This window comes from Streptomyces sp. NBC_01478, from assembly GCF_036227225.1.
Classification (GTDB): domain Bacteria; phylum Actinomycetota; class Actinomycetes; order Streptomycetales; family Streptomycetaceae; genus Streptomyces.
The window spans coordinates 11,941,698-11,965,317 of sequence record NZ_CP109444.1; the positions used below are offsets into that span (position 1 = coordinate 11,941,698).

General features: G+C 69.1%; 16 protein-coding genes. 12 read left to right on the top strand and 4 right to left on the bottom strand.

The genetic code is table 11. The features are described from left to right. Window positions 1-57: 57 nt before the first annotated feature. The 3 genes from OG223_RS53015 to OG223_RS53025 all read right to left on the bottom strand — a co-directional run bounded on the left by OG223_RS53015 (window position 58) and on the right by OG223_RS53025 (window position 2,814). The gene (locus OG223_RS53015; RefSeq protein ID WP_329240874.1) at window positions 58-531 is read right to left on the bottom strand and encodes a carboxymuconolactone decarboxylase family protein; all 474 of its coding nucleotides are present in this window, start codon (window positions 529-531) and stop codon (window positions 58-60) included. 280 nt (window positions 532-811) lie between these two features. Then, complete coding sequence (locus OG223_RS53020) at window positions 812-2,419, bottom strand: sodium/solute symporter (protein WP_329240871.1); 1,608 nt, start codon at window positions 2,417-2,419, stop codon at window positions 812-814. After that, window positions 2,416-2,814 carry a DUF485 domain-containing protein gene (locus OG223_RS53025; protein WP_329240868.1) on the bottom strand — a complete coding sequence of 133 codons (399 nt, stop codon included), beginning with the start codon at window positions 2,812-2,814 and terminating at the stop codon, window positions 2,416-2,418. Before OG223_RS53025 ends, OG223_RS53020 begins: the two co-directional genes overlap by 4 nt. Before the next feature lie 543 nt (window positions 2,815-3,357). Here OG223_RS53025 and OG223_RS53030 point away from each other — a divergent pair. The 12 genes from OG223_RS53030 to OG223_RS53085 all read left to right on the top strand — a co-directional run bounded on the left by OG223_RS53030 (window position 3,358) and on the right by OG223_RS53085 (window position 23,250). Continuing rightward, window positions 3,358-3,927, top strand: a complete 570-nt coding sequence (locus OG223_RS53030) for a transcriptional regulator (RefSeq protein WP_329240865.1) — start codon at window positions 3,358-3,360, stop codon at window positions 3,925-3,927. 2,181 nt (window positions 3,928-6,108) lie between these two features. Continuing rightward, window positions 6,109-7,992, top strand: coding sequence for a hypothetical protein (locus OG223_RS53035; protein ID WP_329240863.1), 1,884 nt, complete (start codon window positions 6,109-6,111; stop codon window positions 7,990-7,992). Window positions 7,993-8,421: 429 nt separating this feature from the next. Beyond that, on the top strand, window positions 8,422-8,625 hold the full coding sequence (locus OG223_RS53040) for a cold-shock protein (protein WP_329240861.1): 204 nt from the start codon (window positions 8,422-8,424) through the stop codon (window positions 8,623-8,625). 4,059 nt (window positions 8,626-12,684) lie between these two features. Beyond that, window positions 12,685-15,540 carry a CRISPR-associated helicase Cas3' gene (cas3, locus tag OG223_RS53045; protein WP_329240858.1) on the top strand — a complete coding sequence of 952 codons (2,856 nt, stop codon included), beginning with the start codon at window positions 12,685-12,687 and terminating at the stop codon, window positions 15,538-15,540. A 488-nt stretch (window positions 15,541-16,028) separates the two neighbouring features. Continuing rightward, on the top strand, window positions 16,029-17,624 hold the full coding sequence (casA, locus tag OG223_RS53050) for a type I-E CRISPR-associated protein Cse1/CasA (RefSeq protein WP_329240855.1): 1,596 nt from the start codon (window positions 16,029-16,031) through the stop codon (window positions 17,622-17,624). Further along, complete coding sequence (gene casB / locus OG223_RS53055) at window positions 17,611-18,201, top strand: type I-E CRISPR-associated protein Cse2/CasB (RefSeq protein WP_329240852.1); 591 nt, start codon at window positions 17,611-17,613, stop codon at window positions 18,199-18,201. The genes casA and casB overlap by 14 nt, the downstream gene beginning before the upstream one ends. Continuing rightward, window positions 18,198-19,379, top strand: coding sequence for a type I-E CRISPR-associated protein Cas7/Cse4/CasC (cas7e, locus tag OG223_RS53060; protein WP_329240849.1), 1,182 nt, complete (start codon window positions 18,198-18,200; stop codon window positions 19,377-19,379). Before casB ends, cas7e begins: the two co-directional genes overlap by 4 nt. A gap of 2 nt (window positions 19,380-19,381) precedes the next feature. Beyond that, window positions 19,382-20,227, top strand: coding sequence for a type I-E CRISPR-associated protein Cas5/CasD (gene cas5e, locus OG223_RS53065; RefSeq protein ID WP_329240846.1), 846 nt, complete (start codon window positions 19,382-19,384; stop codon window positions 20,225-20,227). Continuing rightward, entirely contained in the window at window positions 20,209-20,859 is a 651-nt protein-coding gene (cas6e, locus tag OG223_RS53070) for a type I-E CRISPR-associated protein Cas6/Cse3/CasE (protein WP_329240843.1), read from the top strand. Before cas5e ends, cas6e begins: the two co-directional genes overlap by 19 nt. 14 nt (window positions 20,860-20,873) lie before the next feature. Then, window positions 20,874-21,761 (top strand): hypothetical protein, encoded by an 888-nt coding sequence (locus tag OG223_RS53075; RefSeq protein WP_329265053.1) that lies wholly within the window; start codon window positions 20,874-20,876, stop codon window positions 21,759-21,761. Then, on the top strand, window positions 21,686-22,480 hold the full coding sequence (locus OG223_RS53080) for a hypothetical protein (protein WP_329265055.1): 795 nt from the start codon (window positions 21,686-21,688) through the stop codon (window positions 22,478-22,480). The genes OG223_RS53075 and OG223_RS53080 overlap by 76 nt, the downstream gene beginning before the upstream one ends. After that, entirely contained in the window at window positions 22,477-23,250 is a 774-nt protein-coding gene (locus OG223_RS53085; protein ID WP_329240839.1) for an ATP-binding protein, read from the top strand. The genes OG223_RS53080 and OG223_RS53085 overlap by 4 nt, the downstream gene beginning before the upstream one ends. Window positions 23,251-23,355: 105 nt before the next feature. On the opposite strand, the gene OG223_RS53090 is transcribed toward OG223_RS53085, so the two are convergent. After that, on the bottom strand, window positions 23,356-23,598 hold the full coding sequence (locus OG223_RS53090; protein ID WP_329240837.1) for a hypothetical protein: 243 nt from the start codon (window positions 23,596-23,598) through the stop codon (window positions 23,356-23,358). Between the last annotated feature and the right edge of the window lie 22 nt (window positions 23,599-23,620).

Genomic DNA, 23,620 nt, shown 5'->3' on the forward strand with positions numbered 1-23,620 from the left:
GGCGCCAGGAGGCGCTGCCGGGGTGCCGCCGCCGTCACGGAGTCCGCGCCCGCGGCATCAGTGGAACTGGCCGACCTCATACCCCCCGGCGGGCTGACGGGTGATGACGTTCCCGCGGTTGAACGCGTTGATCACCGCGATCTGGGTCACCAGAGCGGCGAGCTGGTCCTCGTCGTAGTGCTTGGCGGCATTCGCCCACACCTCGTCCGACACCCCGCCGGCCGCGTCCGCGATCCGGGTCCCCTCCTCCGCCAGCTCCAGCGCCGCCCGCTCGGCATCGGTGAACACCGTCGCCTCCCGCCACACCGCGACCAGGTTGAGCCGCAGCGCCGTCTCACCGGCCGCCGCCGCGTCCTTGGTGTGCATGTCCACACACCCCCCGCAGCCGTTGATCTGACTGGCACGCAGCATCACCAGCTCCCGCGTCGAAGCCGGCACCGTCGACTCCGCCAGCGCCCCGGCCGCCGCGACGATGTGCTTCATGGCCTTGGCCGCCACCGCACTGGCCATGATGTTCAACCGGGCTTCCATGCCGCACTCCTGTGTCCTCGTCGATACCCACCCCCGAGAAAAGAAGAAAAAGGGGAGGGGAGGGCACCTGACCAGCCGTCAGGCCCTCACGAGTGTTATATCCGCTCCACCGCGGCACACCGGCACGGACCGGCGACGAGTCCACCGCCCACACCGCCACCACCACACAATCCGGCCACCCCCGGCCCGGGGAAGCGGGGAAGCGGGGGAGAGGGACACAGCAGACGTACGACAGCGGGACACAGCAGACATACGACGGCCAGGCCCCCGCACCGTCCCGTCAGCCGCCCCGGGGATGCGACGGCCCGGCCAGCACCACGGCCTCGACCGCCTCGTACCGGCCGCGATCCCGCGCCGCCGCCCTCCTGCCCGACACCACGGTCCCCACCACACCGCACAGAAAACCCGCCGGCACCGACACCAGGGCGGTGGTCGTGAAGGGGAACCAGTTGAAGTCGGCCCCCGGGAACGCCGACTGAGGAGAACCGGAGACGAGATTGGTGCCGCTCATCAGCACCAGCACACTGACACTCCCGCCGATCAGCGTCCACAGCAGACCCGCACGCGTATAACGCCGCCAGAACAGACCGAGCACCAGCGCCGGCGCGATCGCCGAGGCACCCAGACAGAACGACACAATGGCCAACGGCTGCAGACTGCGATGCTGCGCGAGCACCGCCAGCCCGATCACCGGCACCCCCACCCCCAGCGCGGCCAGCCGCGCCAACGCCATCTCCCGCAACGGCGCCGTACCCGCACGGGCCAGCACATCGTGCGCCAGCGAATTCGCACACGCCAGCGTCATGCTCGCCACCGACGCCAGCAGCGTCAGAAAAATGGCCGTGGTGACCGTGGTGAACAACAACCCCTCCGCACGCGAGAGATCCGCCCCGAACGCGGCCCGCGCCCCCAGCAGATACGCGGTATTGCCCCGCGGATCCGCCGCCGCGATCTCCCTGCCCCCGATCAACGCCGTCGCCCCGACCGCCACCACCGTCATCACCCCCATGAACAGGGCGACCGCCGACACCGCCCAGGACATCGCCCGGCGCACCTGCCGCGTACTGCCCGCCGTGTACATCCGCATCGTCACATGCGGCAGACAGGCACCCCCCAGCACGATCGCGCACTGCGTACTCACCATGTCCCACGCCGGATAACGCCCCCCGGCGAACTGCAGCCCGTACCGCAGATACCCCGCCCCCGCACCACTGTGCGCCGCGGCCGCCCCGAACAACGCCCGGGGACTCCACCCGAACGTGTGCAGCACCAGAGCGGCCACCACCAGACCCGAACCCAGCAGGATCACCGTCTTCAGGATCTGGATCAACGCCGTCCCCCGCATCCCCCCGATCGCCGCATACGTGATCATCAGCGCCCCCGCCCCCACCACACACCCCGTACGCATCGCACCGTCGGAGAACCCCAGGACGAACGCCAACAACTGCCCCACACCGGCCAGTTGCACCACCATCATCGGCACCAGCGCCGCGAGCGTGACCCCGCACGCCGTGATCCGCACCGCCCGCCCCGGCATACGACGCCCCAGCACATCACCCATCGTGAACCGGCCCGTGTGATGCAGCGGCTCCGCCAGCACGAACATCAGCAGCAGCAGCGACAACAGCGTGCTCAGCGCCAGCACCACACCGTCGTACCCGCACAACGCGATGATCCCGCCCACCGTCAGCACCGTGGCCGCCGAAATGTAGTCACCGGCGATCGCCAGACCATTGCGCAACGGCGACAGGAACCGGTACCCGGTATAGAACTCGTCCAGATCCTCCCGGTCGGGACCCGTGATCACACACAACAGCAGCGTCAGCGTCACCACACTGCAGAACGCCACCAGCGACCAGGACTGCGCGGCACCCTCGAAATCCGTCACCGCCGCCACTCCCCGTCACGCCCCTGCCGCCGCACCCGCCGCGCCAGCGGATCCACGAACCGGCGCGCGGTGAGCTCGTAGAACACCACCGCCAGCCAGGTCACCGGCAACTGCACCAGCGCCAGCACCAGCCCCAACGGCAGCCCGCCCGGCGCCGGACGACCCATCAGCGAAGGCATCTCGACGGTCAGCGCCAGAAACACCGCGAAATAACCGAGCGCCGCCAGCGCCGCGACCCGCCGCTGCCACCGGCACGCCCGCCGCAACAGCCGCAGATCCCGGTGCGGCCCGGTCCACGGACGGACCCGGCCCACCGCCCACCCCGGCGCAACAGCGGAAGCGTGCCGCCCGGCCCGATGCGGCAGCGGACGTAACTCGGAGCTGTCGGAAGACATCCCAAGATCTCCTAGAGGGTCGGGGGCCCCACAAGGCACGGACCGCGAAACGCGGGGAAAACGGCCCGGATCACCGCACGCTATGCGCCTCCCGCACCGGGCGCAGCACTTCCGACAAACTCCCTGAACAAACCACCACACCGCGCCTGACCTCGGATGTTGCGCATGAGGAGAGGGGGACGGGGGAGCACGGCAGTGCCCAGTGAGCCCCCACCTCACCACCCCCTCCGCCTGGGCCACCGAACCCACCCCCGAGGCTTCATGCACCGCCTCGCACCCCGGCGACCTCCGGACCGACAGAACAACCCTTCAAAAAATTCCACCAGCCCTACGCGACACCCGACAAAAAGCCATCACCGAAGAAGACGAAGAAATTCTCGAATACGCGAAATACATGTATTCTAAGTCCGTGCGCGGCACGGGAACCCACGAACTACACATCACCGGCGACCGGCGAAAAACCCCCAGGGAAAGGCGCGACGTGACACAGTCAAAAACAAAAGAAAACCACGCCCCCCACACCAGCCCACGCTAAGAGCACCCATGCCCGACAGGACACACGACTTCGGACACTACGGCGCCCAAGGCGACCGAGGCAGCGAAGCCGCAGCCCGCGTACTCGACACCCTCGCCGGCGGCATCACCTCACCCGTCACCACCCCCCGCGGCCTCTCCGCCCGCCTGCGCTACCTCACCCGCTCCACCACCGGCCACAACGCCATGAACCAAGCCGGTATCAGCGTCACCCCCCGCACCCTCAAAGCCTGGCTCACCGGAAAACAACGCCCCAACAAAGCCAACCTCGCCAAAATCGACACCGCATACCGCACACTCCGCCGCCACAACGTCGCCCGATACCTACTCAAACGCCTGAACGCCAACGGCGGAACACGAGTAGAAATCCACCCCCTCGACCAAAGCCACGTACCCACCCCCCACCAACGCGTCCTCGAATACCGCAGACTCAACATCCGCAACTGGGACGCCATCATCGAAGCCTGGGCCACAACAAACGCCCCAGCCCTCGACGACGCCTGGATCGACCAGATGGTCAACCTCGGCTCGCAATGGGGAAAATACGAGTACGTGACCTCCGTGGGATTCGCGGCCTGACGACTCGGCCCACACGGTGAACCAACCGACCGCTGTCAGTGCAGACAGCGCCATGACCACCTGCATCCGGTGCGCCTTCCCGGTATGCCTGGTCTGCCAGACAGCTCCCGTCGAGCGAGACTTGGACATGTGCGATCCATGCGGGCAAGAGGAGCTCGTCGCCCGCATGTCTTCGTGAACGTGAGGCAACGCTCGGGGCAGCACGGCTTCAACCTCACCGCGCAGACAACAAGCAACGTTCCTTCCATGCAATAAATAGATGGAACAGCTAGAGTTTGCAGGCATGACGACGTCTACAGAAGAGACGCTGCGCCTCACCGTCGCGGCTCTGATGCACGCCACCGGGGAATCAAAGACCGACCTCGCGGCCGGAACCGGGCTGACCCAACCAAAAGTCTCCCGCCGTCAACTCGGCCAAACCTCCTGGACCCTGGCCGACTGCGACGCACTGGCCGCCCACTACGGGATGAACGTACTGCAGCTACTGGCCGGCCCAACCGTGGCATGCGAATCCCTTCCCCCGGAACGCCGCCGCTCATCCAACACCTCTCAACCCCCCAAACAGGCCGCAGACCAGGCCACCCCCTCAACACCGACTGGCCAACTCCAAAAACCAAAGCCACTACAACCTGAACTCGCCAGACCATGCATTTTGTGTGGCCAGCCCGCCACAGAACAAATCGAAGGATTCCCCCAGCACCTGGACCAAGCAGAATGCGCTCGCGCTGCCACAAGCACCCCCACCTCACTCACTGAAATCCCCCCCGACCCAACGCGCGAGACATCGCAGCACACAGCCCGAACGGCCTGGTAACTCGCGTGAAAGTGTCCGGGTCGTCTTGCGTGAAAGTGTCCGCTAAAAACGTTCTGTGACCTGCTTCTTTGGCGTGGCGAATGTCTTTGTGGGCCGGACATTTTCGCGCAAGATCCCAGGACACTTTCGTGCAAGTCCTGATAGGCGGAGGAGCTGCTGAACAGGAGTTTTATGCTCGGGAACAACGCAGTTCGGCGACGGCGGCAAGTGGTCCGAACGGGCCCTCACGCGTAGGGACTGGATTGCTGGATCGGCTGGCGCTCCAGGTGAGTGGGGGACTGACCCCTACGCGCAGGGACTGGATGGAACGTCGCGCTGTTCCTGCTCGATGTGCGTGGACTGACCCCTGCACGTAGGGACTGGACTTGTTGCGGGCGGCGACGGCGGTCGGTGTGGACTGACCCCCACGCGTAGGGATGGGACCTCGTCGACCGTTTCCAGCACGTGGCCGATCCGGGCTCACCCCCATGTGTAGGGACGGGACTCACGCAAGATACCTTGCACACTTTCGCGCTAGGGCTGACCTCCACGTGTGGGGACGGGACCAGGCCCAGATCACCCCCGCGGTCTGCCACACCGACTGACCCCCACGTTTAGGGACGGGACTACATCGACACGGACCTTCAGCCGGATGCCTCGGACTGACCTCCACGTGTAGGGGACGGGACAGCGAGTCGACGATCTCCTCGATCCGTGAGTGCGACTGACCCCAACGCGTAGGGACGGGACGCCGCGGGGACGATCGCCCTCGGTCGGTTCCCACGACTGACCCTCACGCGTAGGGACGGGACCGGCGGTAGGCCGGGGAGTTCAGCGGCGCGGTGGACTGACCCCCACGCGTAGGGACGGGACGCCGCCGCGGTCGTCTATCTGTCCGCTCCCATCGACTGACCCCCACGTGTAGGGACTGGACAATGCGGACAACTCCGAAAAGGGCCTGATCACGGACTGACCCCCATGTGTAGGGACTGGACCCTTGTTGACCTGCACGATTGTGACCGCGCAGAGAGAATTTTACTGTCTTTCATGTGGGTGTGAGGGGTTCTTCCTTGATCTCGTGCACATGCACGTGGTGGCCGGCCGGCTGTCGGTGGCGCGATGCGGTCAGAGGAGGTGGCATGCGAGTGGCGGAGCCGGGCGGTCTCGTGACGGGTTGGGCGTGAGATGGGTTTGTTCTCGGCGTCGACGGTACGTAGGAGGCCGCTGTGGTCGGGCGGCGCGCTGGTTGTCGGTGGCTGCTGCGAAACTCTCACCCGACGCCGGTTCAGCGCGGGAAGTCTGTTTGTGTCGGCATGCCGGGGCGAGGGACCGGGCTGGACGCTTCCCTCGGGGGCTGGCCGGAGCAGGCAGAGATGAGGCGGGGCGGCGTGGCGGATGCAGGTCAACAGGTGGCGGCACAGATCGAGTTCCTTCGGAGGCAGTTGGCGGATCGAGAGCCGGGATCGCTGCGGGACGCGTACCTGGCCGTGCCGGTCCCGGGGCGGCCCGTCCTCGAGGGGACGACGGCTCCCGCGCTCACCCCGCAGTGGCAGCAGCAGCCGAGCGGGCTGATCACCCCGGCCACGGCGCCGACTCAGCCGATAGACCTCCTGGGGGTCTATCTCACCTTCAGCGAGATCTTCGGCTTCCCCGCCGATTCCGGCTATACCGTGCGGCAGCTTCGTGTGCTTCCCCTCGGTGTGGTGCTGCAGTTCTGCGCCGAGCTCCTCAACGCTCTCAGCCAGCCCGGGGCCTCGCGTGCCGACCTCGACCGGCACTTCGCGACACAGTGGCTGCGTGATCCGTTCCGCACGCGCGTGCTCAACCTGCTGCGTGATCCGCGCCGGGCTCTCCTGGTGCCCCAGGCCCTGATGCTCCTGGCCCGCGCGGCTGTCGAGCACAGCCCCGACACGCTGCCCGAGGACACCGAGCAGGGCAACCTGGTCGGGGCGCTGTTGACGTTTTCCGACCTGACCGGGGCCTCCGGTCGGCAGGGCCCGACGGTGATCACCGACCAGCCGGGCGAGCTGGGCCGGGAGATCATCGCGAACCAGTACTTCAACAACAGCACCTCCGTCGCGCACACCCTCACCCGCTACGTGCGGCGGTGGCGCCATGGACTCCCGCAGGTGGACAACATCGGCGGCCTGGTCGACCTCGCCGCTGTCTACGAGGAATGCACCGGTGTCACCCTGGACGACCTCACGATCGTCGCGGGCGCCCTGTGGATCGCCGCCTGCCACGGGGAGGTGCTCACACCGGCCGCCGAACTGGAGACCCTCCTGCCGGCCGGGCGGGCGGCAGGCGCCCTGTCCCTCATCAGCGCCCATCCGGACACGCTGCGCGAGGCCGTGCAGGCGGAGCGGGCGCAGCGCCGCACCGAATGGACTTTCGACGCCTTCCAGCAGTACCCCGTGGTCCGCCTCGGCGATCTCCTCCTGGTGGTGGACCAGCGCTACCTCATCGACCGCGCCTTCGGATGGCTGCCGATCAACGACATCCGCTTCCCGCCCCGTACCCGCTCCCGGCCTGCCGGCCACAAGAAACGCGCCGAGCAGGCGGTCCACACCCTGCGCCGGCTCAGCGAACTGTACGTATCGGAGATCCTGCACAGCATCACCGGGCAGGGAGGTGCACGTCGCGTCTACGACGACGCCGAACTCAAGACGGCATTCCAGGAAAAGAAGCAGAAGATCGCAGACGCGGCCATCGACTACGGCGACACCTGGATCGTCGTCGAGGTCACCACCAGCCAGCTCCAGCGAGACGCCGCCACAGCCGTCCCCGGCGACGCGCAGGTCAACGACATCGACAAACTCCTCGATGAGGTCCACCAGATCGACGCCACGATCCAGGCCCTGCGCCGGGACGAATCCCGCCTCACCGGCGTCGCCGGCCCTGTCCGGCGCAGATACCTGCCGCTTCTCCTGCTCACCGAAGGGTTCCCGGTCAACCCGGTCACCATGACCGTGATCAGGGAACGCGCCGACCGCGACGGCCTGCTCCAGGGCCAGGACGTCATGCCGCTCGAAGTCCTCGACGTCGAAGAACTCGAGCTGATCGAGGCTCTCCAGGAACAACAGGGCGTCAGCCTGCTGACGCTCATCCAGCGCAAGCAGGCCAGCCACCTGGAGCGCATGCCGATGCGCAGCTTCCTCTACGCCACCATCACCACCGCCTTCAGCCATCCGCAGCGTTTCGAGGGCAAGATCAGTGAAGCACTCCGGCCGCTGGAAACCGCCCTGCTCAAGCGCGAACAGCCGACGACCTGACCGGGTACGGCGGCGGACGCAGTCGGCCCAGCGGCGCCGCGGACGGGTAGCGTCACGGATCGCCCTGAAACGCAGCCAGCACTCGCGTCTGGGACCGGACGTCCTGAGGACAATGGTCCAAACGCTCATGCCAGATGCCATTCTCACGGGAGGTCGGACTTCACCGCCATCGCCTGCGTCACCAGGCCGCGCGGACGGACCCCGAGCCAGGGCGAAGGCCCTGGATCCCCTGGTGGTGTGGCGCCGTGCAGGGCTGTCACTCCCTCTGGTGGGTGCTGGTCTCGCCGTGTAGCGTCACCGTCAGATGTCGTGGTTCGCAGTACCTGCCCGCGCTGTTGCGCGGGCGTTTTGCTGTGCGGTGGCCGGACCAGGACGATCGCCTTCGGGGTCGCGCGGTGCGGCTCCTGACACTGACTGAGAGGCACCAGCATGGCCAGCGGAACCGTCAAGTGGTTCAACGCCGAAAAGGGTTTCGGCTTCATCCAGCAGGACGGCGGCGGGCCGGACGTCTTCGCGCACTACTCCAACATCAACGCCTCCGGCTTCCGCGAACTGCAAGAGGGCCAGACGGTCACCTTCGACATCACCCAGGGGCAGAAGGGCCCGCAGGCGGAGAACATCACCCCTGCCTGACCCCTCGCTGTCAGGGCCCGGAAGCAGGAACTGTTTCCGGGCCCTGATGCGTACGGACGACGCGCTCGGGACGAGGCCACCGAGCGGCGAAGGGCGGCCCGCCGCTCCGACGCCCGGACCGGGTGGCAGCGACGCGGTACCGGCGGACTGGCGGTGGTTGGGTGCTGCGGGACGCCCCGTGCTGGACCTTGACGCCACGCGGGTGCGCGCGGCACGCGTGGATAGACCCTCGCACGTAGGAACTGGATGGACAGCGAAGAACGTGATCCGGCCGCGCTCACGGCGGACTGGCCCCCACATGGGTGGGGACTGGGCGATGCCCGCCGGCATGCGTTCAGACAGCCACTCGGACTGACCCCCACCGTGTTGGGACTGAACGACAGAGCGATCAAGGCGACGAAGTCGAAGTGGGACTGACCCCCACGCGTAGAGACAGGACCCGACGTTGCAGACCTCGTCGGCGAACGGAATGGACTGACCCCCACGCGTAGGGACGGGACGTCACCAGTCCCGCGCTCTCGGCATCCTTGAACGACTGACCCCAACGTGTAGGGACTGGGCTTGCAGTTCGACTCGCCCATGGTGGAGACGAACGAATGACCCCCACGCGCGTAGGGACTGGACGAACTCAAGACGCTGGGCGACTTGGGTGTAGAGGGCGGGCCTCTACGCGTAGGTATTGGACACGATGGTGAGGGCTTGTGCGAGCGGTTCGCTAGATGGACCCTCATGCGTAGGGATTGGACCTCTGGGTGCCCTCCCACTTCACCAGGCCCGGAGATGGACCTCCACGCATAGGGACTGGACGATCACGCGGTCGGTTCGACCTTGGGGGTCTCGGACGGACCCCACGTGTGGGGATGAGACTCCTCGGCAGCGGTCGGCCCGGCCTGGTCTCATGACTGACCCCCACCTGTAGGGACGGGACCGGCGAAGGCGCCCGCCTCCTCGCGTACGCGGCGGACTGACCCCCAACTGTAGGGACGGGACTGCATCACGCCCGTCGCGGCGGCCACGGCCAAGGACTGACCCCCACCTGTAGGGACGGGACCGGCGAAGGCGACCTCGTGGTGGATGAGCAGGCGACTGACCCCCACCTGTAGGGACGGGACCCTCGCTGACCTGCACGACTGTGACCGTGCAGAGAGGATTTTACTGTTTTTATGCGGGTGAGATGAGTTCTTCTTCGAAATCGTGCAGGTGCTGTGGGTCAGAGCCTGCACGAGCACGTGGTGGCCAGCTTTCGGTGGCGGTGCGGTCAGTGGAAGTGGTGGTGACCTGCGCACCGCCCGGTCCTGGGCCGACGTACCTTTCCGCTCCGGTATGCAGACGCAGGTCTATGCCCATAGCGAGCAGCAGTTGTCCACATACGACCAGCGGCCTGCGTCCGTATCGCCGTCCGGCCACCGGCCCGGGGGAGGAGTCCGACGAGCCGCGACGACGACTCACCCCGTACGCCGAGCCGGCCAGGGCACGATCACCTGCGCCGCTGCGGGCAAGACCATCTTCGCCGTTGCCCGAGAGTTCACCGACCGGTTGCGCGAACTCGCTGAGTACAGAGGATCGTGGCGTGCCGACGGCTACCCCCAGCGGCCGCGGACAGCTTCGGGCACCGGATGGTCCGCGCGCCGCCGCAGTGCCTCCCGGTCCAGCCGGACCCCTCCTGGAAACGTGCGCTGACCTGTGGTGATGGCGGACCAGGTCTCTTTCTAGGCGGGACACTTGCGCGCAAAATGCCAGGACGCTTTCGTGTAAGTCTTGATAGCGGAGGAGCTGTTGAGCTGGAGTTTTGTGCTTGGAGCCAACACGGCTCGGGAGATCGAAGCCCTGCCCACGCGTGGGGACTGGCTGAGCTCGGTGACGGCGGCAAGTAGCCCAAGCAGACCCCCACGCGTAGGGACGGGACTTCAACAGCGCATCGACAGCGCTAAGCAGCTCGGGCTGACCCCCACGCGCGTAGGGACTGGACACCGCCGATACGCCCCGCGAAGCGGTTGACCAGGGCTGACCCCTACGCATAGGGACGGGATTGCCTCCAGGAAAGTGGATCACGAGCTCGTCGGGATTGACCCCCACGCGTAGGGACTGGACTGGCGTGGCTCCCGCTTCGACCATCCCGGCGCGGACTGACCCCCACGCGTAGGGACTGGACGGAAAGGGGCAGGCGCCGTGTAGAGCGGCCAGCGACTGACCCCCACGCGTAGGGACTGGACAGACGTGGCCACTATCCGGCCGGCGCCGCCGAGGACTGACCCCCACGCGTAGGGACTGGCCCCTTACTGACCTGCACGGCCATGACCGCGCAGAGAAGATTTTACTGTTATTTGTGCGGGTGTGGGGGGTTTCCTCGATCTCGTGCAGGTGTTGTGGGTCAGAGCCTGCATGTGCACGAGATGGCCGGGCTGTAGGGACTGGACCTCCTGCGGCAGAACAGCGAGCGCGGTGCGGAGGACTGACCCCCACGGGTAGGGAGAGGACACCGTCGAGGGAGCGCTGATAGTCGTCGATCAGGACTGACCCCCACGCGTGGGGACTGGACATTCACCAGCTACGACCGGACGGAACTCCTCGGGACGGACCCCCACTCTTAGGGATTGGACCTCGGCTGCAAGAACTCCAACCAGGTCGCCCACCGGTGGGACCCCACCGGGGACTGGGTTCCACTGCCCGATTGAGGCCATCCACGGTGCCCGATGGACCCCCACGTGTAGGGAAGGGAGAGGACCTGCTCGCTTTCGAGGTTGGGGCGGCGGGCGTGGGCTCCCCCCCTCGCGCGTGGGGACGGGACTACGGCAGCGAACAGGTGACGGAGCACCTGTCGGACAGACCCCCACATGTAGGGACGGCACTTCCGCCAGATCGACGACGGCTATGCCTTCGGCGACAGACCCCCACGCGTAGGGATTGGACGTGGGGAAGCTGGCCACGCTGATCGTTCCGGTGGACTGACCCCTACGCGCGTAGGGACGGGACACTGCCAAGATCCACGCGAGATCGATGCGGAGCGACAGACCCCCACGGGTGGGGAACGCGGGCTGCCGTGAGCACGAGCAGCGGGTCGGAGTCCGACTGACCCTCACGGGTGGGAACGCGCCTCGCTGGCCTGCGGCTCTGGAGCTGTCCGGAAGGATTTCGCTGTTCTTTTCTCATGGCAGGAGCCTTTCCATGGAAGCCTGAACTGCTGCTTTTACAGGGCAGGTTGAGACATGGAACGCCTCTTTGGCCTTGTGGGCGTGAGGAGGGCGCTATGCCGGCATCGACGTCACGGCAACGCCGCTGGGCAGACCCCCTGTGGGCAGAGGACGGCGGTGAGATTCCGGACGGCCGTAGGGCGATGGCTGGAGACTGGTGTGCTGTCGACCGCTACGTAGCAGTCCTGTGGCGACAGGGATTTCTGCGTGAAGTGCCAGGGCTGCTTGGTTATTTTGTGCTGCTTTGTTGGGGTGCGCCTGTCGTTTGATGCTTGCGAAACAAACGAGGTGGGTTCGGTTCGGCGTGGGGAGGGGTGCCGGTTGGTGGAGAAGACGGCAGGACCCCCACGGGCTGAACCGGACAGTGCGCAAGGAGAACGCGGTTGGAGCTTGAACGAGAGGCTGTTGAGTGAAGGCGGCGTCGCGGTATGACGGTATACCCCCTTAACGGTCGTGTGTGGTGTTATCGGTGAAGGTGAAGGCAAACCGGTCGGACGTGCTGCGGGCCGAGGTTCGCTGACAACACACTGAAGCCGCCCCATGCTCGCCTTGTGCCGGTTGGGGGAGCGGGCGGACATGAGACCCGGGCATCGCTTCGCGCCGTGTCACCCGGGAGTGACGAGCGCGTAGTGCCTTTTCTACTGTGATGTGCCGTGTGCCGTGTGCCGTCACAGCCGTGCGACGCTGTCCGGCCGATTCCTTTGGCGATGGCGGGTATTGCCTCCCCGGCGGTGCCGGCAGAGGCCGGGAGCCCGGGAGGTCCGACCGGCTCTTCGGCGCAGGCGGGCACGGTTCACCGGTGTGGGGGATGGCCCTGCGGCCGCCGTGGCTGCTGTCCTGGCCTTGAGGCCAGGGGAGGGGCGGCGGGATGGGCGTGGTCGAGGACAGCCGGCCCGGCGGGCTGGACCTGTCACTGTGGGGCAAGTACAGCCTGCTCTACGGCCTGGCCTACTCATTGCTGTTCCATCAGCTGGATGCGGCTGCGGTGATGGGGGAGTTGTGGGACCGGTACCTGACGCCCGCGCAGCGCCGGGTGATCTGCCGAGGACTGGGACTGGAGCCGGCCCAGGCGCGGTGCGAGGCCATGTTCCTGGCCGGCGCACACGACATCGGCAAGGCGGGCCGCTTCCAGATGTGCGAGCCGGGAGCATGGGCACAGGTCAGCGATGAACTGCGTGCGGATGCGGGGCCGTGGAGGCTGATACGGCACGAACGTGCCTCCATGCACACGGCCGTTGAACTCCTGGCGGATCTCGGATACCGGCTGGGAGGCAACACCAGCCCGGCGGTGCGCGCGGCCCAGATTCTCGGCGCCCATCACGGCCGCTATCTGCAGTGCGACCTCCTTGGAGCGGCCCGTCCCGAGCGGGTGCGTCTGGATCTCGGCGGCCCGTTGTGGCAGGACCTGCGCCGCCGCTACCTCGCCCAGGTCCGCTATCTGACGGGTGCCGGCACGCCGCCGCCCAGGATTTCCACCGAGGCCGCGGTGCTGCTGACGGGGCTGATCATGGTTGCGGACCGGCTGGTGAGCCAGCCTCATGTATGGATGCGGCGCGCGATGGCGCCGGCCTCGTGCGCACTGACGCACTGGATCAATACCCGTCACCCGGCGGACGCGGACGCCGAAGAGGGGTGGGCCGCCGAGGTGGTGACCGCGTCCGGGCTGGAGCGGATCACTCTGCCCGAGGTGCCCTTCACCCAGGCCCATCCGCACACCACCGGCCCCAACCGGCTGCAGGCCTCGGTCATCGCCCAACTCGAGCCGGTGGTACGCGAGCAGGGAGCGGGCATCCTGGTGGTCACCGACTCCACCGGCGCCGGCAAGACGATCACAGGCCGGGAGGCCGCCCGGACCTTCAACCGCCACTGCGGCACCCGCGGGATGGCCGTCCTGCAGCCCACCACCGCCATCGCGGATGCCGCCTACGACGACCTCGTGGCCTACGTGGCCGCGCACCGTCCCCGGCGGGCCCCGGTGACACTGGTGCACAGCCACCCCTGGACCAGTGCCGCCTATCACGACAAACGGCTGCTGGAAGCCGGCGGCCAGCTGACCCTGGACGAGTACTTCGACGCATCACAGGACGGCGCAGGCCGTCCCGGACAACACGTCACGGTCCCGGACCCCTTTCTGCGCGGCTGGGACAGAGCGCTGCTGGCGCAGTTCACCGTCGCCACCATCGACCAGGCGCTGATGGCCGTGCTGCCGGTGCGCTACAGCGCGCTGCGGATGCTGGCCCTGTCCGGCCGCACCGTCATCCTGGACGAAGTCCACGTCGCCACCCCCTACATGCGGCGCCTCACGGCACGGCTCCTGCACTGGCTGGCAGCGCTGGGTACACCGGTCGTGCTGCTGTCCGCCACACTGGCGCCGCCCGTGGCCCGGGAACTGGTGCACGCCTATCTGGCCGGCGCCGGACTGAAGCCCGGCCAGCTGGACGGCCTGGACGTGGACGTGCCCTACCCGGGCTGGCTGTTTGCCGCGGCCCGCGACGGCGCCGTCACCCGTATCGACCCCGCCCAGGCCGCCGCCCACGTCACGATGACCCGCCGCCGACTGACGGTGCAGCACCAGCCCGTGCTCGCGGCCCGGCTCGGCGCCGTGGAACGGACCGTCGCCGACGGGGAACGGCTGCACCGCATCGCCGAGGAGAGCAGTCTCGTCCTGGCACACGGCGGCTGCATGATCGTGGTCTGTGCCACCGTCGCCGACGCACAGGACACCTTCCGCCACCTCGCCCGCATGCCCTGGCCCAGGCCCCGGGAGAACCTGGTCCTGCTTCATGCCCGATTCCCCGGCCACCAGCGCGAAGCCATCACCCGGCGGGTACGCGCCCGGCTCGGCCCCGCCGGGACACGCCCCGAACGGCTGGCCGTGGTCACCACCAGCCTGCTCGACATGAGCCTGGACATCGACTGCGACCTCATGATCAGTGACCTGGCCTCGCTGTCCCGGCTGCTGCAGCGGGCGGGCCGGCTGTGGCGCTTCGAACGGCTGTGGCAGGAAGACGGCACAGACCGCCGCAGGCCGGGCTGGATCCTGGAGCGCGGGCCGCGTCTGACGGTACTGGCCCCAGTTGCCGACGGCCGCACACACCTCCCGCACTGGTGGGGCAGGGGAGAGCCGGCCTTCGAACTGCACGCAGCCGCACACCTGCTGGCGCAGACGCCCGCCCGCCCGCTCGACCTGCCCGCCCAGCTCCCCGGCCTGCTGGAGACGGCCAGCACCCGCATCCCCGACACACTGGCCGCCCTGCACACCGCCTACCAGGCCGACCTGCAGCGCTATGAACACCTCGGGCAGGAACAAGCCGTGCCGCCGCCCGCCCGCACCGGCTCCCTGGCTGATCTCTACCGTCATCCCACCACCGCCGGTGCGGCCCCCACCCGGGAAGGCTCCCGCCCGCGGCGCCTGCTGGCCTGCTACCGCCAGCCGGACGGATCGCTCCACCTGGACCCGGCCGGCACCCAGCCCCTGCCCGACAGCCCCCGGCTGCCGGCGCCCGCCATCCGCGCGATCCTCGAACGCACCCTGGACGTCCCCGAGGACTGGCTCGCCGACGCCCCCGCACGTCCGCCCGAATCCTGGCGCCAGCATGCCCTGCTGGCGGACCTGACCCTGCTGATCCACGACGCCGCCGTCCCGGGCCCTGTCCGCTTCGGCACCCACCTGCTGCACCTCGATGCCCACCTCGGCCTCGTCCATGACGAGGCCCGGTCCTGACCGGAAGGCCAGGACTGGAGCACCACACGGTGCAGGGAACACCGAGAACTGTCTTCGAGCCCTGCGACACGGGCAGTTGCTGCCCACCCCACTCAGGCACAGCCGTGCGAGGCGAAGCCGGATTCTCGTCGCCGGCGGAACCTATCCCGGCCCGTTGCGGGAAGGGCGGCGCACGCGCCGGTGTACGCGCCGGGGGAGGCTCCACAGCAATGACCGGCACGCCGCCGACGCTGTGACCAGGCCGTTCTCGCGCGCGGGCATTATGCACCGCCGGGGCGGAGCTACGGGCTGAATCCCTCATCACCGCCTCGGCCTTGGACATGCGTGCTTCAGTGAAAGACACCCGGAGGCAGGCACCGCCTGCACCGGTTCCCGCCGCATGGTGTTCCGCCTGCTCTGCGCACGGCCCGAACGTCTTGTCCACTCCGAATCCTCCCGCGCCGCGTACCGCTGCCTTGTCCGCGGTGCCACGGGAAGGAGACCGCCCTATGCCCTCCCTGCCGGCCTACCCCGTTGACCTGCGCCCCTGCATCCCGGTGCGCCTGGACGAGCAGCACGAGGTGTTCGGGCTGCGCGAGGTACTCATCCAGGCACACCGCATCGAGGACCTGGCGCTGCCGCTGCCGCCCGCGCATTCCGCGCTGCTGCGGATGCTGACTGCCATCACCGCCGAACTCACCGGCCTGGACGACCCGGACCTGTCACTGGAGGAGTGGCACGAGCGGCGAGGCGACCTGCTGAGCAGCGGCCGCGGACTGAAAGCCCAGGACGTCCACGACTACTGCGACGCCTCCACGTGGGACCTCTACCACCCGAGCCGCCCCTTCCTGCAGGACCCGCGTCTGACCGAGCAGTGCACCAAGACCTCCGGCATCAACAAACTCGTCTTCGGCCGGCCCGCCGGCAACAACCTTCAATGGCTCAGTGTCCACACCGACACCGCCCCGTGGCCTCTGTCCAGCGACGAGGCCTTCTGGCACCTGCTGATCCAGCACTTCTACGGTGCCGCCGGCCGCTGCACCACCCGCAGCGCCGGCCCCCACACCAGCGGCCGGGCCACCGCCGGCCCCCTGCGCTCCACCCTCTCCTTCCACCCTCAGGGCGCCACCCTCCTGGAGACACTCCTGATGCACCAGTTCCCCTACCGCGGCACCCCCCAGCACTCCGCGGACACCTGTCCCTGGCAGGAATCCACACCACCCGACCCCGTCCACGCCCCGCCCCCGGTGACCTGGCCCAAACGCCTGCTCACCGGCCGCTCCCGGCACGCCGTGCTCCTGATCCCCAACGACGACGGCAGCGCCGCCACCGACTGCTACCTCACCTGGGCGACCCAGCACCCCGCCTACCCGGCTACCGACCCCTACCTCATCATCGACACCCACACGCAGGCCAAGGCCGAGGACCGCGACCGGCCCCGCCGCGCCGATGCCGACCGTGCCCTGTGGCGCGACCTGGACGCCCTGCTGCTCGCCGGCGACGAGAGCTCCGCCCAGCGCCGCCCCGCCGTCTTCGACACCCTCAACGACCTGCCCGCCCCCGTACGGGGGCGGCTGCGGGTGCGGGTGTGCGGCTTCGACCAGGACGGCCGCACCACCAACCGGATCTGGTACACCGCCCTGACCCCGTCCATCTGGAACCAGGCCGAAGAACACGACCCTGTTGCCGCCCGCCGGATCGCCTCCTGCCACCAGGCCGCCGAACACCTGGGCGCCCTCCTGCGCTCCTGCGCCAACACCGCCTGGAACGAGACCTCCACCCCGGCCGCCGCCGGCGGCGCACCGCCCGCCCCGCGCCGGGGCCGGCCCACCAGCCGGTGGGCGAGGGAGTCCCTGGCCGATTACTGGCCGCACGCCGAGCAGGTGTTCTGGGACCTCGTCCACCAGGACCCGGACGAGGCGAGCGACCCCTATCCGGCCTTCGCCCGCACCGCCGTGGCCGCCCTGCGCCAGACCGTCCGCCCCGACCTGGCCCGCCACCGGATGGCCGGCCCCGCCCTGGCCCGCGCCGTCCGCGCCCTCATGGCCGCCGCGGCTCCTGCCGCCACCGCCCGCAAGAAAGCAGCCCGCCGTGCCCAGCCGTGACGACTACCGCGCCCACTGCGACGCCTACGTCGCCGCCGTCCGTGACCTGTGCACCGCCCCGGAGAGCAGAGCCGCTCTCGGGTCGGGCCGCGGCCGTCCCGTCGACGACTGCCAGCGCCTGCACCCCTTCCTCAGCCGCCTCACCCGCAACCACCCCGACCGGCGCGCCCACTACACCCTCGCCGGCCTCATCGCCCACGAACGCCCCGACCGCCACCCCACCACCCCCGCCCCAGACCCCGACCATCCCCGCGCCTGGCGGTCGCGCCCCAGCCTCGGCGCCACCCTGGCCCGCGCCGCACACGGGCGGACCGACGGCCCCTTCGAGAGGGAACTGCAGGTCCTCATCCGCCTGTCCGAGGACCTGCTCCACCGGCGCCTGCCCGGCCTGACCCGCCAACTGCTGGGCAGCGGCCATCCGCCGGACTTCGCCGTCCTGCTGGCCGACCTCACCTACTGGAGCAGCAACCGTCCCAGCGTCGCCACCCGCTGGCAGGACGACTTCTACCTCTTCACCCCCACACCCACTCCGCCCCCGGCCTCTTCGGCCGGCACACAAGAGACGAGCAGCACATGACAACCAACCCGCACCTGGCCCGCTACATCGACCTGCACGTCCTCCAGGACATTCCCGCCTCCTGCCTCAACCGCGGCGAGCACAACGACCCCAAGACCCTCATGATCGGCAACACCCAGCGCGCGGCCATCTCCAGCCAGTGCGCCAAGCGCGCAGTCCGGCACGCGCTGGAGACCCTCCTGAGCGAACCCGCCGCCCGCACCCGCCGGCTGCCTCCCCGCCTGGCCGCCGCCCTCCGCGCGGCCGGCTGGCCCGAGGACCTCGCCCGCTTCGCCGCCGCCCAGGTCCCCCGCAGTGCCACCGCCGAAGGCCTGGCCACCGACCCGGGCGCCGAGGGCCGCACCCTGGCCATGCTCTACGTCCCCGACGACACCATCCTCGACGACCTCGCCGCTCTGTGCGCCCGTCACCGCACCGCCCTGGAAAAGGGCATGGCCAAGGAAGCCAAGTCCACCGCGAAAACCGGGGCCTACCTGCCCTCCGGCGACGTGGTGAGCCTGCTGTGCGCACGCACCGCCAGCATCAGCCTCTTCGGCCGCTTCCTCGCCGGCCTCGGTGACGCCCACGTCGACGGCGCCGTCCAGATGGCCTGGGCCTTCACCACCCACACCAGCGACCCGCAGCCCGACTTCTTCACCGCCTACGAGGACTGGGCCGAGCCCGGCGAGGCCACCAGCGCCCACCTGGACACCGCCTACCTCAGCGCCGGGGTCTTCTACCGCTACGTCAGTGTCAACCTCACCGAACTGACCGCCAATCTCGACGGAGACGCATCCCGGGCCATCGCCCTGCTCGGCGCGTTCACGGACATGTTCATCTCCACCCTGCCGCAGGCCAAGAAGAACTCCACCGCCCCGCACACCCTGCCCGACACCGTCCACTACGTCGTCCGCGACCGCCGCCCCGTCTCCTACGCCTCCGCCTTCCACCAGCCCGTCAAAGCCGACAGGCAGGGCGGCCACCTGGCCCCCACCCGCAGCATCCTGTCCCAGCACGCCGGCAACATCACCCAGCTGACCGGTACCCGTCACCGCATCGCCCACGGCCATGTCACCCAGGCCCCCGAACCGCTCGAACACCTCGGCCCGCGCCACGCCAGCTACGACGACCTCGTCGACGCCGTCACCGCCGCGGCCGCCGCCCCCGCCACCGCACCCCGCTCCTACACGGCGGCATGACCATGCCCGCCACCCCCGCCGACACCAACACCGATGCCGTCCGCACCGCACCGGGCGGGCTCCTCCTGCGCCTGGCCGGCGTCCTGAGTGCCTACGGCACCGACACCGCCTTCACCCGCCGCGACACCCAGCCCCACCCCACCCGCTCCGCCCTCATCGGCATGTTCGCCGCCGCCGCAGGCCGCCCCCGCCACCAGGCCCTCGACCCCCTCGACCTGCCGGGCCGCCCCCGCTACACCGACCTGGCGTTCACCATCCGCGTCGACACCCCCAGCACCCTCTACACCGACTTCCACACCACCGGCAGCGGCCGTTCCCGCCACGAACAACTGCGCACCAGCAAGGGAGAACGGCGCCAGGAAGGCAAAACCACCCACGTCTCCCACCGCCACTACCTCACCGACGCCTGCTTCACCGTCGCCGTCCAGGGCCCCGCCGCCCTCATCGCCTACCTCGCCCACACTCTCGAACACCCCTGCTTCGCCCTCTACCTGGGCCGCCGCGCCTGCGTCCCCGACGAACCCCTCGTCCTCACCCCACCCCTGAGCGACCCGCTCACCCACCTGCGTCACCACGCCCCCCTCACCCTGCACACCCCACCCGACCCGGAAGCAGACCGCATCCCGGTCACCTTCTGGCATGACACCCCACCCCCCAACCCCACCGCCCACCGCGAACTCGCCGACAACCCCGTCGACTTCACCCCCCACCACCGCCGGTACACCGTCCGCTCGCTGTGGACCACCACCGAACGCCTGCCCGCCGCCCTCTACGCCGGAGCCGACCCTCTGCCCGCTCTGACCGCCTACCGCCACCGACTGGAGCAGCCGTGCCCACCGTCACCCTGACCCGCGTCCGCCTCAACCTCGCCCACCCCACGGTCCGCCGCGACCTGGCCGACTACACCGCCCTGCACCGCACCGTCATGCGGCTGATGCCCGACGACCTCGGCCCCCACCCCCGCCAGAGGGCCGGCGCGCTCTTCCGCCTCGAACGCGACGACCACCAGCCCCTCCTGCTGGTGCAGAGCTGCATCCCGCCCGACCTCACCGGCCTGCCCGACCACTATGGCAGCGCCGAGGCCCGCGACTTCACCCCCGTGCTCAGCGCCCTCACCCCGGGCCGCCCCGTCCGCTACCGCATCACCGCCAACCCCTCCACCCGCAGCCGCCGCCGGCCCGGCCCCGGCGAGAAACCCCTGCCCAAACACGGCCGCGTCCTCGCCCTCGACGACACAGCCGCCCTCGACTGGTGGCACCGCCGCGCCATGGAGGCCGGCCTGCACCTGCACGCCACCACCATGGAACCCAAGCCCTTCCGCCGTCCCCGCCGCGGCCGGCCCGGCCCCGTCCACCGTCTCCTCCAGTTCGACGGAACCGCCCGCATCACCGACCCGGCCGCCCTCACCGACGCACTGCTCAACGGCATCGGCCGCGCCAAGTCCTACGGCGCCGGCCTGCTCAGCCTCGCCCCCGCCTGACCCACGGACCGCCCATGCCCGCACAGCGCCCCGCCGACGAGGAACGCGCCGCCTCCGTCACCCACCTCCTCGCCCTCGAAGCCGCCGGCACCCTCACCCCCGACGACGTGAAAACCGTGGCCGCCGCCCACGGCCGCACCCCGAAGAGCGTGCAACGCTGGATGCAGCGCGCCCGCGACAACAACGGCCACTACCAGCGCAAACAGCGTGACGCCGCCGAAGTGACCCCGCGCATGGAAGACGAGCTGATCCGGTGGTGCGGCAGCATCGCCGCCGCCCACAGCGCCCTGCAGGACGACGGCGCCATGCCGCTGAGCTACTCCGCTTTCTACTGCGCCGTCACCCGCACCTACCCGCCCAGCTTCCTCGCCGGCCTGCGCGCCGGTGAAAAAGCCCGCCGACGCTACGACCTGCACGGCTCCCACCGCGAACGCGGCCGCCGCAACGACGCCTGGGAAGCCGACCACAAGGAAGCCGACGTCTGGGTCAACGTCGCCGGCACTGCCCGCAAACCCTGGCTGACCCTCTTCGTCAACTGCTCCAACTCCGGCATCTGCGGCTGGGCCATCACACCCACACCCCCAGCAGCCAAGCCATCATCGTCGCCATCCACAGCGCCCTGCAGCGCGGCGGCCCGCACGGACCCTTCGGCGGAATCCCCAAACTCGTCCGCGTTGACCGCGGCGCCGACTTCCTCAGCAAAGCCGTCGCCCAGACCATGGGCGCCCTCGCCGTACGCCGCGTGGAACTGCCGCCCCGCCGACCCGACCTCAAGCCCTACGTCGAATCCCTCAACGCGGCCTTCAAAGACATGCACTTCCGCGGTATGCCCGGCTACACCCACTGCCCCGACCCCGACCCCGCAGCCAAACCCAAACCCCCGCCCCTCGAAGACCTGCTGACCTTCGAGGAATTCACCACCCGCACCCGCGACTTCATTCACCGCTGGAACCACGAGCACCGCATTCGCAGCCTCGGCAACCGAACCCCCCTGCAAGCCTGGCAGGCCGACCGCACCGTCATCCACGACCTGCCCCCCGGCGCCCTCAACCGCTCCCTTCCCCTCGTCAGCCGTACCTTCACCATCACCGGCACCGGCATCGACTGGAACGGCCGCGTCTACCTCGAAACCTGGATGCGCGACCTCATCGGCAACTGTGTGCGCCTGCGCCACCTGCCCGGCCGCTACGACACCGTCGAGGTCTACGACGCCGACACCGACCACCGCCACGGCACCGCCCGCTGGACCAACGCAGCCAGCTCTCACCTACTCAAGCGCGTCAAAGAGGACAACGCGGCCGACGCCGCCCGCCTCAGAGAAGCCCTGGAAAGACGCCCTCAGATCGTCCGCGAACGCTTCGCGGCCACCGCCACACCGGCCCCGCCGCAGCCCCTCACCACCCTCACCACCGAACAAGCCCGCCAGAGACTGCGTGACCCCCGCGACCCGCACGCCGCCACCCCCGAAAACCTCCCCGAACCCACCGGCTCCTGGACCCACACCGAACGCCCGCAACCCCCGCCGGCCACCGACGACGACCTGCCCGCCCCCACCAGCTCCTGGCTCACCACCCCGCCCACTCTCAGCCCCCAGCCACCGCAACAGGAAGACCAGTCGTGAACGCCAGCAGTGACGGCCACTACCTCGACCTGCCCAACGCCCGCCTCGTGCCCACCCGCACCGTGCTGCGCACCCAGAAACAGCTCCAGTCCGCCATCAAGCTCCGTGCCATGCTCTGCATCCACGGCGGCGTCGGACTGGGTAAAACACTCACCGTCCGCACCTGCCTGCGTGACCTGGCCTCTGACAACACCCTGTTCTTCCAGTTCCACCGCCACTGTCCGCTCGGCGACATTCAGAAAGCCGTCGCCGCGGCCCTCGACATCCCGGACACCACGCGCAGCCTCACCCCACGCATCCGCGCAGCCTTGGCCGAACGCCCCTACGTCCTCGTCTTCGACGAGACTCAAGGGCTCACCACTGACGCGCTCGAGTGGGTACGTCCCCTCTGGGACACCGACGACAACCGCCCGACCATCATCTTTGTCGGCGCCGAAGACACCCGCAGGCACCTCCGACGCCGGGCGGCCCTCGCCTCACGCGTCACCCAGTGGCCGCGCTTCTCACCGCTGCATCCCACCGAAGTCGTCCAGCACATGCCCACCTACCACCCGGTGTGGAGCAAGGTCGGTGAGGAGGACCTGCTGTGGCTCGACGACGCGGCCTGTCGCGGCAACTTCCGCGACTGGGCCAAACTCACCAGCGCCATCCAGGAAATCCTTACCGAACGGGGCCAGCCCCTCGACGCTTTCACCCGCGCTATCGCACGCGAAGCCCTGGCCACATTCGACCCGTCCGACCTCCACCTCCCGCCCGATGAAGACCTGTGAGACGGGCACTTCCCCGGGCACGGACAAGCCCCGTGCCCGTCACCCCACCAAGAGATGCTGTTGCGGCCTTCTGGGAGGAGGGCCAACAACCACTGCATGCGTTGACTACTTGGGCGGTATGCGCCCCGTGAGGGATTTCCAGCCCTGGAGAGCTTCCTCCAGTTCGGAGTCTGCGACCTTGCGGTGCGGGTCCTGGCGGTTGAGCTGCCGTACACGGGTGAGTTCCTCGCGCGCCGCCTCCTGCGTACGGGTGTCTGCCCGGGCCTCTTCTAACTCCGCCTCGGCCTGCGTGAGCTGGCGCGGAATCCGGGCACGTTTTGAGAGAGCGGTCAGGCAGCCGGTCTCCATGGCATCGTCCAAAGACGGCACC

Coding starts and splice junctions, on each gene's coding strand:
- OG223_RS53015 (WP_329240874.1), bottom strand. CDS start 531: ATGGAAGCCCGGTTGAACATCATGGCCAGTGCGGTGGCGGCCAAGGCC.
- OG223_RS53025 (WP_329240868.1), bottom strand. CDS start 2,814: ATGTCTTCCGACAGCTCCGAGTTACGTCCGCTGCCGCATCGGGCCGGG.
- OG223_RS53030 (WP_329240865.1), top strand. CDS start 3,358: ATGCCCGACAGGACACACGACTTCGGACACTACGGCGCCCAAGGCGAC.
- OG223_RS53040 (WP_329240861.1), top strand. CDS start 8,422: ATGGCCAGCGGAACCGTCAAGTGGTTCAACGCCGAAAAGGGTTTCGGC.
- cas3 (WP_329240858.1), top strand. CDS start 12,685: ATGGGCGTGGTCGAGGACAGCCGGCCCGGCGGGCTGGACCTGTCACTG.
- casA (WP_329240855.1), top strand. CDS start 16,029: ATGCCCTCCCTGCCGGCCTACCCCGTTGACCTGCGCCCCTGCATCCCG.
- cas7e (WP_329240849.1), top strand. CDS start 18,198: ATGACAACCAACCCGCACCTGGCCCGCTACATCGACCTGCACGTCCTC.
- cas5e (WP_329240846.1), top strand. CDS start 19,382: ATGCCCGCCACCCCCGCCGACACCAACACCGATGCCGTCCGCACCGCA.
- OG223_RS53075 (WP_329265053.1), top strand. CDS start 20,874: ATGCCCGCACAGCGCCCCGCCGACGAGGAACGCGCCGCCTCCGTCACC.
- OG223_RS53080 (WP_329265055.1), top strand. CDS start 21,686: ATGCCCGGCTACACCCACTGCCCCGACCCCGACCCCGCAGCCAAACCC.
- OG223_RS53090 (WP_329240837.1), bottom strand. CDS start 23,598: ATGGAGACCGGCTGCCTGACCGCTCTCTCAAAACGTGCCCGGATTCCG.